The sequence below is a fragment of the Shewanella sp. SG44-2 genome (assembly GCF_014164215.1).
Classification (GTDB): Bacteria; Pseudomonadota; Gammaproteobacteria; order Enterobacterales; family Shewanellaceae; genus Shewanella; species Shewanella frigidimarina.
Genome location: NZ_JACJEU010000009.1, coordinates 121,679 through 135,266 on the forward strand (window position 1 = coordinate 121,679; position 13,588 = coordinate 135,266).

A 13,588-nucleotide genomic window follows, 5' to 3' on the forward strand; every position below is an offset into this window, starting at 1 on the left:
GATAAGTTAGTTACATTTGATGGTATTTTCTGTTGATGCAGCTTGAATAACCACATCACTGAAACGAATTTCAGCTGCCGCGTCGGTGGCAAGGTAAAATGGCATGACAATTTTAGCAAAGTCCATTGGTTCATCAGCAAAACATGCCAATGAGAAGCTTAAACTCTGCCATTCCCCGACTTGAGCATTCACCTGCGTGGCAATATCAATTTGCTTACGGCAATCACCTTCGCATGCCATACCAAGCCATAACGGCTTTTGCAGTGCTTGAGTTGCATTAATACTCACAGATAACGCGGCATCACTATTACTGTAAGCCCTTAAATCACGTGGAAAATTACTAATTAAGCCTACGGTACCTTGCTCGCTGCCATTAAAAGACACTAAGCGCGCATCTTCTTGAACGACACGATCCATAGTACGAATGGTTAGTGCACTGTTTTGCGCAACGCTACTGCTTAACCCTTGACGCTCAGACGCGTTAGCAATGTACATTGACCACGGTGATTTCACTGCACGCTCAAACAAAGGTAAGTCGACTAGAGTTTGCGTTGCAGCTAAATTGTCTTCCGACAAATTATCTAACACAACCGCATCACTGGCAGTAGATTGATATGTTAAGCCATAGCCATAAGGTATAAGCGGCTGATAATCAGCTTGTGCTTGTTCCGTATTGTGTTGAGCTAATGGCACATTCACTTGAGTTTGCTGTGGTGTCGCAGGCCATGAGAATGATAATTTACCGACAAAATCGTGCGAAACTTTACCATCAGCCTGAGTGAATAAAACATCTGCTACGCCTTGACCTTCAGAGCCTGGTAACCAAGCGGCGACAAATGCATCAGAGCTGTTTAACTCAGCATTAACCCACATAGGGCGGCCACTGATAAACACAGATACCACGGGAATACCTTGCGCTGTTAACTTATGCAGTAAAGCAAGGTCACGCTTGTCTCCACGTTGATATTCTAAGTTATCAATGTCGCCGTTACCTTCTGCATACGGCTCTTCACCAAACACAACAATCGCAACATCAGGTTTCTGCTGTGGATCAAATTCACCTGCAACACTCAATGTTGCTTTACCGCCAGCTTGAGCCACCAATTTATTAATACCAGCGTAAATTGATGTCGCACCAGGAAAGTCGCTATTTTGATTATCAGTGCCCTGCCACGTAATTGACCAACCACCAGATTGTTTACCGATATTGTCCGCGGCATCCCCCGCCACCAACACCTTTTCGTTTGGTGCTAAAGGCAATAAACCTTGATTGTTTTTAAGCAGCACTAATGACTCACGAACGGCTTGACGGGCAACGTCACGGTGACTTGCTTGGCCAATTAATTCTGTTTTGCCCGATAATGGACGATTGGCAGGGCTTGGCTTATCAAATAAACCCGCACGGAACTTAACCCGTAAAATACGCTTAACCGCATCATCAATACGCGCTTGGCTAATGTCGCCATTATTTACCTGCGCTATGGTGTTTTCATATAAAGGTTTCCACGCCGCCGTTGGCACCATAAAGATATCTAAACCGGCATTAACGGCTTGCGCACACGACTCATTGGTACAGTTAGCGACTTGTCCGTGACCGTTCCAATCACCCACAACAAAACCATCGAAATGTAATTTATCTTTAAGCACATCGGTTAACAGATATTTATTGCCATGGTTTTTAACCCCATGCCAGCTGTTAAATGATGCCATAACACTTTGTGCCCCAGCATTGAGTCCCCCCACATAGCCTTGTGCATGTATGTCATATAAGTCTTGTTCGCTGGCAATATTATCGCCTTGATCGATGCCATTTTCAGTGCCGCCATCGCCTAAAAAGTGCTTAACGGTTGAAATCACATGTTGATCAGATAAAAAGTCACCATTAACTGAGCCTTGTAGACCTTCAACGATGGCGTAAGAATAGGCTTTGACGATTTGTGGGTCTTCTGAATAACCTTCATAAGTTCGACCCCAGCGATCGTCTCTCACTACGGCAACTGTGGGTGCAAATACCCAATCGATACCGGTCACCATCACTTCTTTTGCCGTTATAGCGGCAATCTGTTCAATTAACTTAGGGTTATTCGCTGCCCCTAAACCAATGTTATGCGGAAACAACGTCGCGCCGATAACATTGTTATGACCGTGTACGGCATCGGTGCCCCACATGGTTGGAATATTAATCCCATCAACACTGTCATCAATTGATGCTTGATACAAAGACTCAGCGAGCGCAATCCAATCTGCTGGTGTCGCGTGTTTGTCATTGTTAGGGTATGCGCCACCACCGTTAAGGTACGAACCAAAACCATATTTACGCATGTCTTCAACGGTAATATCACGGATCTCAGGTTGGATCATTTGCGCGACTTTTTGCTCAATGGTCATTTTAGCGACTAAGGCATCGATTTTAGCTTCTAAGGCCGTATCTTTGGCGATAGCAGGCTTAAGATCAGGCCAAATGGCTAACGAAGATTTAGCCGCTGTATCATCAACCATGGCTGGGGTAACTGCAGTTTGTTTATCTTGTTGATTGACGTTGTTATTCTCGCCACATCCACTTAATCCCAGCAATATTCCTAAAGCAACTAAGCTTGTTTTAGTAGGCTTATTGACGCTAGCAGTAAGCGGTAATTGAGTTAATCTCATGATCTTTCCTTATACCTTATCTGCGAATACTGGACGTTTTGCATCACATCCAATCAAACCGTAATAACCAATAAACCCGTAGCATAATAAAGGTAAAATAAAGGCAAATTGAATTCCCATGCTGTCAGCTAGCATGCCTTGCAATAACGGTAGAACCGCCCCACCAACGATAGCTAAACATAAAATGCCCGAACCTTGACTGGTGTGTCGTTTTAAATCTTGTAGCGCTAAACTGAAAATGGTTGGGAACATAATTGAGTTACACAAGCCCACCAGCAGTAATGCCCACATCGCAACGGTGCCAGCACTCAAGATTGCCGCTGCAACTAAAATACACGCACATAACGCATTGAATGCTAACACCTTGCCTGCTTTGATTTTTTGCATCACTGCAGCGCCGATAAAACGGCCGACCATAGCACCACCAAAATAATAGGCAATATAATGCGCCGCCTGCGATTCAGACACTCCACCGGTGCCATCTTTAGTGATAAAGCTAATAAGAAAACTGCCTATGCCGACTTCTGCGCCAACATAAACAAAAATACCGACTGCACCCAACACCAAATGCGGATATTGCCATGCACTGCCTTTTACCGCAGCAGTTGATTGAGTATCGCGCTTGCCCAACAAAGGTAGTTTGAGCAACATAAAAATGAATGCCAATACGAATAATGCAGCGGCTAAAATAAGGTAAGGCGTTTGTACTGCACTCGCTTGCTGCTGCACAGACAACTGACCGATGACTTCGCCAACCTCAGTGACTTTGCTGTCATGTTCAACGGTCGACAAAATTAACCAGCTACCAAAAAATGGCGCTACTGTGGTGCCTAATGAATTGAATGCTTGAGTTAAGGTCAACCGCGACGATGCGGTTTCGGCTGGGCCTAACACACTCACATAAGGATTTGCTGACACCTGCAAGATAGTAATACCCGATGCAAGAATAAAAAACGCGAATAAAAACATATTATAAGAGCCATAACTGGCCGACGGATAAAACAGTAAACACCCCACACAAGCAATCACTAACCCGGTAATAATGCCTTTTTGATAACCAATCTTACCCACTAACGCGCCAGCAGGAATTGACACAATAAAGTAAGCACCAAAAAAGCAGAACTGCACTAGCATTGCTTGGGTGTAATTAAGGTCGAACATGTTTTTTAAGTAAGGGATTAAAATATCATTTAAACACGTTAAAAAACCCCACATAAAAAATAACGAGGTTAACGCTATCAAGGCAAAACGAAAGTTACCCTGCTGGTGAGTGGAATCGGCATTTGCCAACTCAGGTTGAAGCGGTGAAGTCGCCATGACATTCCCTTATTGTTGTTAATAGTTATCTTGGGTTGCAGTACATAACGCCATTGAATGGATACCAATAATCTCACGCCAAGAGTTAATTCCCCGTAAACCCTAGACATTTAACTGATGATCATTTCCACACTTGTGCAAGCAGATGAGGATTTAATAATTAGCCAAATCAATTATTGACCTTTGGATAATTAATCACTAATCTCAATGTAAGCGCTTTCATTTTTAACATATCGATAACTGATGTCAACGATTTTTAAACGCGAGAGCTTATTTTTTACTGCGTAGCTAACGTAGCACAAGGCCTTTTATCAGGGTGTTTCAACGTAATAAGTTAGTCATAAAAATAGACACAATTAATTAATACTAAGTGAATTTAAATATGAAAATTATGTTACCAGCCGATTCCAAAATGCATTCAAAAGCGTTCACCTTTGGTGTGGCGACTGCTTCTTTTCAAATTGAAGGCGCAGTGGATTCTCGTCTTCCTTGTATATGGGATACCTTTTGTGCGACGCCAGGTAAAATTCGTGATAACTCTGACGGCTCGCAAGCATGCGAGCATGTAAAGTTATGGCGTGATGATGTCGATTTAATTGAGTCGCTGGGCGTTGACGCTTATCGCTTATCCATTTCGTGGCCACGCGTAATGCATAAAGATGGAAGCCTCAATCCACAAGGTGTCGCGTTTTATACTGATTTGCTTGATGAACTAAATCGTCGTGGCATTAAAACCTTTGTGACCTTATACCATTGGGATTTACCACAACATATTGAAGATAATGGTGGCTGGTTAAATCGTGAAACAGCTTATTTGTTTGCAGACTATGCCGACAAAATCACTCAAGCATTTGGCGATCGAGTGTATTCTTACGCCACGTTTAACGAACCATTTTGCAGCTCATATTTAGGCTATGAAATTGGTGTTCATGCACCAGGATTAGCCACTAAAGCATTTGGTCGTCAATCTGCACACCATTTATTATTGGCTCATGGTTTAGCCATGAAAGTATTGCAAAAAAATAGCCCTAATAGCCAAAATGGTATCGTGCTTAACTTCACGCCTTGTTATAGCGCAACAGACTCTGCCGCAGATGTTGAAGCAGCCAGTAAAGCCGACCAATACTTTAATCAATGGTATATCAAACCACTGTTTGACCGTTGCTATCCTGAGATTATTAATGACTTCGCCACTGAAGATATGCCCGTTATTGAACAAGGCGACTTTGATATTATTGCTCAACCTATCGACTTTTTAGGCATCAACTTTTACACCCGAGCAGTGTACAAAGCAGATCCAGCCACTGGTTTTAGCCAAATTGATATGGTCGACAAACCTAAAACGGATATCGGCTGGGAAATATACCCACAATCCTTTACCGATTTATTGACTTCACTGCATGCACTTTATCCTTTACCGCCGATCTACATTACCGAAAACGGCGCAGCAATGGACGATAAATTGATAGAAGGTAAAGTGGATGATCAAGACAGACTCGAATACTATAACGCCCACTTAAATGCAGTAAATAATGCCATTGAACAAGGTGTTAATGTTGTCGGCTATTTTGCATGGAGTTTAATGGACAATTTTGAATGGGCTGAAGGCTACTTAAAACGTTTTGGGATTGTCTATGTAGACTACGAAACTCAAAAACGCACCTTAAAAGCCAGTGCACATGCTTATAGGGATTTTATTAGCGCACGAAAATAATATGTTAATCAGAACAAAGCCGTTGTATAAACGGCTTTGTTCTATTCAAACAGTCGCATCATTTTAACAAATAACAATAATTGAGGCATGTATGATAAGCACCAGAGAAAAAATAGCTTACGGACTCGGGGACACTGCCAGTAACATTGTGTTCCAAACAGTCATGCTGTTTTTAACTTTTTTCTATACCGACATTTTCGGTATCTCGCCAGCATTTGTCGGCACCATGTTTTTAGCAGTACGCTTAATTGATGCGGTTACCGATCCGTTAATGGGCGCACTTGCAGACCGCACCAATACCCGCTGGGGTAAGTTTAGACCTTATCTTTTGTGGTTTGCCCTGCCTTTTGGTTTTATTAGTGTTTTAGCCTTTACCACCCCAGACTTAACCGAAGACGGCAAAATGATTTATGCCTTCGTCACTTATACCGCACTTATGATGGTCTACACCGCCATTAATATCCCTTATTGTGCATTAGGCGGCGTGTTAACGGCCGATCCAAAAGAGCGAGTGTCAGTACAATCTTACCGTTTTGTATTTGCGATGTTGGGCGGCTTACTCGTTTCAGGCTTAACCTTACCCCTTGTTGAGTACTTAGGTGAAGGCGACCAAGCTAAAGGTTATCAACTGACGATTACCGCCATGAGCATCTTAGGCGTGGCGATGTTTTTAGCCTGTTTCTGGGGCACGAAGGAACGCCTACACCCGCCGGTTGATCAACAATCTAGCTTTAAGAAAGACTTTACCGACATGCTCAAAAATGACCAGTGGCGTGTCCTTGCTATTGCAGCAGTATGTTTATTATCAGGCATGGTGTTACGCACCAGTTTAGCCATTTACTACGTTAAATATTTCCTTAACATGCCAGACTCCATCACCCTCTTTATCACCCTAGGAATGGTCGGTAATATATTTGGCTGTATTTTAGCTGAGCCTTTGGCTAAACGCTTTTGTAAAGTTAAAGCTTATATCACCTTGCAACTCCTTGCGGCAGCGATGTGCGTAGTGAGCTACTTTGTACCTAGCGATCAAGTCGTACTCGCCTTTGGCATGTTTATTATCTGGGGCTTTACCTTCAACATGGCCACCCCACTATTGTGGGCAAAAATGGCTGATGTTGTCGATTATGGCCAATATAAAAACGGCGTGCGTATTACCGGGATGATTTATTCTTCAGTGATTTTCTTTATCAAACTGGGGGTTGCCATTGGTGGCGCTTCTGCGGGGTGGTTATTAGCGGGTTATGGTTATCAGCCTGATACCATGCAAACGGAGCATACTCAGCAAGGAATATTATTATCATTCACTATTTACCCTGCTATTGGTTCATTAGTGGTGGCTTTTGTAATGCGTTGGTACACCTTAGATAATCAAAAAGTGGACCAAATTCACTTAGAATTAAATAGAGAAGCAAAATAAAAGCATGTTAGTCTTGGAGCCATGTGCTCCAAGATGGCTTTTAAATACTCATTATATGGCAACTATTTACGATGTATCCGTAATGGCTGGTGTGTCTCTGGCGACTGTGTCCCGAGTCATGAACAACAACACCAAAGTCAGCGATAAAACCAAACAAAAAGTACTCGATGCAATGAAAGCCTTAGGTTACCGGCCTAATACCATTGCACAGTCGCTTGCCTCGAACTGTTCAAACAGTGTCGGGGTTTTGGTGTCTCAGCTTGACGGGCCTTTTTATGGTCCTATGATGACAGAAATTGAAACCGCCCTTCGAACAGCTAACAAGCACGTGATTATTGCTGCTGGTCATAGTGACGAGAAGCAAGAAAAAGAAGGGGTTGAGTTTTTAATGAGTCGCGGCTGTGATGCCCTTATTTTGGATATTGAGGCTGTATCAGACGATTACTTGATTGAACTCAGTAAAGGCTCAACACCTGTGGTATTTATTAACCGCTATATCGACGCTATCAAAGAACGCTGTGTTTATCTTGAAAATGAACAAGGTGGTTTCATGGCTACCGAGCACATTTTATCACTTGGCCATAAAGACATCGCATATATTTCAGGGCCATTGTTTAAGCTCGACGTGAGAGATCGTCTAAAAGGGCATAAACGAGCATTGCAACAATACAATATCGATTTTGATGACACCCTTTGCATTGAAAGTGACTTTAAAGAAGCTGGCGGTTGTGAGGCGATGGAACGTTTATTGTCGATGAATAAAACCATCACTGCAGTTGTGTGTGCGAATGATCAAATGGCCTCTGGGGCTATTGCGGTGTGTTTAGAACACGGAATCCGCGTACCTGATGACATTTCATTTATTGGTTACGATAACATCCCCTTCCCACAGTATATTTCTCCCAAGTTATCTACCGTGAGTAACCCTATTCACGAAATGGGCAAAATGGCGGCACGATGGGTTCTTCAAGAAGTCTATAATGACAAAGAAGTGATTGTTGAGAGTTCATTTAAGCCAGAGTTATTTATACGAAGTTCATCTCAAGCCATTTCTCACGATTAATAGACTTAGCCTAAACAGAAAAGCATAAGCAGTATATTGCTTGTGCTTTTTTATGTAAAAAGCCCCCGCATAATATGATTCCCGAAAATCCTTATCTATTGAACGGCCAACTTAATCGTTTTAGATCCCTCTTTGTCAGCCGATTTATCAGACAATTTACAAATTAAATCATTAACAATTACGCCACCAAAAGAAAGCGCTTACATTTTTACGCAAAATACCCATAAATAGAAAACCATTTAAAAACAACAGCTAAAAAACTAGTGTATGATTAAGTAAACATCTCGGTTAATGAAATGTAATAATTAAAACTTGTTTTTGTTGACTGCGGTCACATTTTACACTAGTTTTATGTAAGCGCTTACATTTGATGTTTTATATGACAACTAATTATAAATAATGTTTACCGCGCCGATGGAGAATTAAAAAAAACGATTTGCGCCTAACCCGCAATATTGAGAGAAGTAAAATCTAGTCAATGGGGATTTCCTAGATGAAAACAAGAACATTTAACAAAACCAAGCTTGCGACCAGTTTATCGCTTGTCCTTGGTATGAGCAGTATCTTACCAGCTCATGCTGCTGATGAAGTCAGTGACGAAAATATCGAAGTTATTTCGGTTACTGGTATTCGTGGCAGTTTAATTAAATCAATGGATGTGAAGCGTTCATCAAGTGGAGTCGTTGACTCTATTTCTGCTGAAGATATTGGTAAGTTTCCTGATACTAACTTAGCTGAATCGTTACAGCGTATTACAGGTGTATCGATTGACCGTTCTAACGGTGAAGGCAGTAAAGTATCAGTGCGTGGTTTTGGTCCTGATTACAACTTGATCACCCTCAATGGTCGTCAAATGCCCGTCACTACAGGCTCGCGCTCATTTGATTTTGCTAACATCGCATCTGAAAGTATCAGCGGTGTAGAAGTTCATAAAACCAGCCAAGCCTCAGATTCTACCGGTGGTATCGGTTCTACTATCGATATTTTAACCCACAAGCCATTCAGCTCTCCGGGATTGAAAGCCACTTTTGGTGTAAAAGCGGTTGATGACCAATCAACAGATAATGGCTCAGTAACCCCTGAATTATCTGGTTTGTACTCAAACACGTTTGCAGATGATAAATTTGGTATTTCACTATCGGCCAGTTACCAAGAGCGTGAAAGTGGTAACCAACAAGCACAGGTTGGCACAGGCTGGCGTAGCTTCCCAGGTTCTGCTGACAACAGTGATTGGGGCGGAGTGGCTAAAGACAGCACCCAAGTTAATCGTCCTGATGATAGCGATATTTATTCCGTTCCGCAAACCACTGTTTATCGTTTTGAGGAACAACAACGTACCCGTACTAACGGCCAGTTAGTATTACAGTACAGCCCGGTTGATAGTGTAGTCGCAAGCGTAGACTATACCTACATGCGTAACGACATCGACACTCAATCGAATGACGTATCAGCATGGTTTAACTTCGTTCCGTCTGAAAACGTATGGTCTGATGGCCCTATCGCCTCACCACTTATTTACTCTGAAACTTATGATTCACCTGCTGATTTATCTATGGCTGCTGGTGACTATGGCGTACGTAACGAAAGTGGTTCTTTAGGTTTTAACCTTGAATGGCAAGCAACAGATAACTTAAAGCTGACATTTGATGCGCACAACTCGGTTGCAGAAAACAAACCGAATAACCTTTATGGTTCAAACAACAATTTAAGTACTGCAGCGTTTGTGCGTACCAGCGCGGCAACTGACTTTAGCGGTGACTTACCTGTACTTGCTGTTGGTGGTGGTAATGCAGTGACACCTGCAGACATGATGCTTACCGGTTCTGTTTTTGGTAACGCACGTAATAAGTCTGAAATTGATCAATACCAATTTGACGGTGAATACTTATTTGAAGATGCAGGTAGCATCGACTTTGGTGTAGCGCTAACTAACGTTAACAACCACTCACAAAGCGTCAACGTTCAGCGTAACGATTGGGGTGGAGTAGGTTCTGCAGGTGACTTTGAAGATGCATGGTTCCCAGCTGATACCATTCATGACAAATTTGACGCTAATGGCGGCGATTTCTCTCTGTCAGACGGTAACTTTGACGTTTTAGATACCATTTTCATGTGGGATTTTGCATCAGTACGTGATTTTGCAGCAGCAAACTATGCTTCTGCAGTAAGCGGTGATTGTGGTAATGGCTTCTGCCCTTCTACTAATTATGCAGCTGAAACAGATCGTTATACTGAAGAAGAATCACAAGCCGTTTATGTACAGTACAACTACGATAATGAAATTGCCGGCATGCCATATGACGTGCATTTCGGACTTCGTTATGAGCAAACTGATGTCACCTCGACCGCTGCCGTTGCAGGATATAATGGCGCTGACTGGATTGCTGAAACTGAAATTGCATTAGTGGGTACTGGTGAGCAAGTATTTGAAACCAAAACCGGTGATTACGACTATTTACTACCAAGCTTCAACTTTAATATTGAAGTAGTAGAAGATGTCATGCTTCGTGCGGCATACAGTGAAACCATTGGTCGTCCTAGCTACACAGATATTCAAGGCGGTACGGTATTAGCGACGCTTGCCAATCGAAGTAATGGTGGTGGTTCTGCAGGTAACCCTACATTGTTGCCATTAGAATCAGAAAATATCGACTTCTCTGCTGAGTGGTATTACGCCCCATCAAGCTATGTGTCTGTTGGATACTTCCGTAAAGACACTAAAAACTTTATCAGTTCTGAAACAGTTAAAACCACTAACGGCATTTATAACCCAGCATCTGGTGATTTATATAAAGCTGCTGTGGCCGCAACGGGTACAACCGAAGCTGGGGCTGTTCGTGATTATATTTTCGCAAATTATGCTGATAATGCTGCTGTAGATGTCACGAATCAAATTATTAGCGGCAGTGCTGCTAATAATGATGAATTGTTGAACTTTAATATTTCAACGCCATCAAACAGCTCTAATAACTCAGTCATTGATGGTTGGGAGTTTGCGGCACAACACTTCTTCGGCGAAAGCGGATTTGGTGTAATAGCCAACTACACCTTGGTTAATAGTGATCAGGCTTACGACAACTTCTCATTTGATGCACAATCAGCATTAATCGGTATTAGTGACACCGCTAACGCGGTATTCGTGTACGAGAATTATGGTTTCCAAGCCCGTATCGCATACAACTGGCGTGATGAGTTCTTAAACTCTACAGGTCAAGGTACTGGCGCTAACCCACAGTACACAGAAGCTTACTCGCAAATCGATTTGTCTGTTAGCTATGATGTCGAGTCTGTTGAAGGCTTAACGGTGTTTTTCGAAGGACTTAACATTACTGAAGAGTACATCCGTGTTCACGGTCGTGCTGACGAGCAAGTGTTAAACCTAACCGAAACTGGCGCACGTTATAGTTTAGGTGCTCGTTATACTTTCTAACCGATAATGCAATAGTCATTGAGTGATATTTCGGCTAACACTCCAGTGTTAGACAGAATTCACTCAAGTACCCTTTCAGGTCGTTGAGGTGCCAACTTTTGTCACCTCCTTTTATTGCAATACATTGAGTAACAAGGACGTTACTATTTTTTGCGTTAAACAGTTTGAAACCATGTACGCAAAAACATAAAAAAACTATTACTTGAATGTGCTTACATTTTATTGAATGCTACCTAACATGTTCTATAAGCAATCAGATTTTTAGATTCATCAGAATAAAAATAATAATCACGCCAAAAGCGTAGGTAAAGATGATGCAAAAACCAATAACCGAAATAATCATCGTTGGAGGCGGCACCGCTGGTTGGATAACTGCCGGTTTGTTGGCCGCTGAACATAATGTTGATAAAGGTGTTTTAGCTCACTCTCCCAAACTCAATATTACCTTAATCGAATCACCGGATGTGGCCACTATTGGCGTAGGTGAAGGCACGTGGCCTTCGATGCGCTCAACCCTGAGCAAAATTGGTATCGATGAAAACGACTTTATTCGCCAATGTGATGCCAGCTTTAAACAGGGCTCTCGGTTTATCAATTGGTGCAAAGACCCACAAAGCAACGTCGCAGACAGTTATTTGCACCCATTTAGTTTGCCTCACGGTCACCAAGAACTCGACTTATGCCCATACTGGTTGCCTCATGCAGAACAAGTCAGCTTTGCCGAAGCCGTTTGCAGCCAGCAAGTATTAACTCAGCTTGGTTTAGCCCCCAAAAGCATTGCCACAGCCCAGTATCATTTTCAAAATAACTACGGCTATCACCTTAATGCCGCCAAGTTTAGCCAGTTACTCACCGAGCATTGCACTCAAAAACTCGGCGTCACCCATATTCGCGACCATGTCAGCCAAATTATTAATAACCAGCATGGTGACATCGAAAAACTCATTACCAAGCAGAATGGCGAAATTAGTGGCCAGTTATTTATCGACTGCACCGGCGCAAAATCATTGCTGTTAGGTGAACATTTACAAGTGCCCTTTTTATGCCAAAAATCGGTGCTTTTTAATGATCGCGCACTAGCGATACAAGTCCCCTATTCTGATGCAAATAGCCCTATTGCGTCTTGCACCCACTCAACTGCACAGCCAAACGGTTGGATTTGGGATATTGGCCTACCAACACGTAAAGGTGTCGGTTATGTATACTCATCAAGCCACACTAACGATATAGATGCCCAGCAAACTCTGTTTCATTACCTCGGTGTTGATGGCGCGGCAGCAGACAAATTGGAGCCACGACAACTGGCCATTAATCCAGGTTATCGTGCTAAATGCTGGCAAAATAACTGTATTGCTATCGGGATGGCAGCTGGGTTTATTGAACCACTAGAAGCGTCGGCTTTGGCATTAATCGAATGGACTGCATCTACCTTAGCCCAGCAATTACCGCCAAACCGCATGATGATGGATACTATTGCTGCACGAGTTAACGAGCGTTATCAGCAACATTGGCAACAAATTATCGATTTTTTAAAACTGCATTATGTCATCAGTCAACGTCAAGAAGATCGCTATTGGCGCGACCATCGTGAGTCAAACTCAATACCCGACAGCTTACAAGCCATGCTGGAATTATGGCGTTATCAAACACCGAGCCAACAAGATATTAGTTATAAAGAAGCCTTATTTCCGGCAGCCAGTTTTCAATATGTGCTTTATGGGATGGGCTTTAACACCCAATTACCCACACATGTAAAACCGTCGATGCAGCAATTGGCACAGCGACAGTTTAATGAAAACCAGCAACGCACCCAAGCACTTAGTAAAAATCTGCCGACTAATCGCGAGTTACTCGATAAAGTGGCGCAATATGGTTTCCCTAAGCTTTAAGACATGACATAAATAATCACGATAACAACGTCAATAAGATTACAAGCAAGATTCTCGTACAATAATCATAAAAATACGACGTATTTGAACGAACAAGATAGGACAT

7 protein-coding genes are annotated in these 13,588 nt (G+C 42.5%); 5 read left to right on the top strand and 2 right to left on the bottom strand.

Annotated elements, in window-relative coordinates; genetic code table 11:
• Positions 1 to 6: 6 nt before the first annotated feature.
• Positions 7 to 2,649: an exo 1,3/1,4-beta-D-glucan glucohydrolase gene (locus H5181_RS09630; protein ID WP_182750897.1), complete on the bottom strand. Its 2,643-nt coding sequence runs from the start codon at positions 2,647 to 2,649 to the stop codon at positions 7 to 9.
• Positions 2,650 to 2,658: 9 nt separating this feature from the next.
• Positions 2,659 to 3,966, bottom strand: coding sequence for an L-fucose:H+ symporter permease (gene fucP / locus H5181_RS09635; RefSeq protein WP_011636791.1), 1,308 nt, complete (start codon positions 3,964 to 3,966; stop codon positions 2,659 to 2,661).
• A 382-nt stretch (positions 3,967 to 4,348) separates the two neighbouring features.
• On the opposite strand from fucP, the gene H5181_RS09640 reads away from it, so the two are divergent.
• From H5181_RS09640 to H5181_RS09660, 5 genes are all read left to right on the top strand, one after another.
• Complete coding sequence (locus H5181_RS09640) at positions 4,349 to 5,680, top strand: GH1 family beta-glucosidase (protein WP_182750898.1); 1,332 nt, start codon at positions 4,349 to 4,351, stop codon at positions 5,678 to 5,680.
• Between the two features lie 91 nt (positions 5,681 to 5,771).
• Positions 5,772 to 7,100 carry a glycoside-pentoside-hexuronide (GPH):cation symporter gene (locus tag H5181_RS09645; protein WP_011636789.1) on the top strand — a complete coding sequence of 443 codons (1,329 nt, stop codon included), beginning with the start codon at positions 5,772 to 5,774 and terminating at the stop codon, positions 7,098 to 7,100.
• A gap of 55 nt (positions 7,101 to 7,155) precedes the next feature.
• The gene (locus H5181_RS09650; RefSeq protein ID WP_041412857.1) at positions 7,156 to 8,163 is read left to right on the top strand and encodes a LacI family DNA-binding transcriptional regulator; all 1,008 of its coding nucleotides are present in this window, start codon (positions 7,156 to 7,158) and stop codon (positions 8,161 to 8,163) included.
• A gap of 493 nt (positions 8,164 to 8,656) precedes the next feature.
• On the top strand, positions 8,657 to 11,593 hold the full coding sequence (locus H5181_RS09655) for a TonB-dependent receptor (protein WP_182750899.1): 2,937 nt from the start codon (positions 8,657 to 8,659) through the stop codon (positions 11,591 to 11,593).
• 314 nt (positions 11,594 to 11,907) lie between these two features.
• Complete coding sequence (locus H5181_RS09660) at positions 11,908 to 13,482, top strand: tryptophan halogenase family protein (RefSeq protein ID WP_404948500.1); 1,575 nt, start codon at positions 11,908 to 11,910, stop codon at positions 13,480 to 13,482.
• Positions 13,483 to 13,588 lie beyond the last annotated feature (106 nt).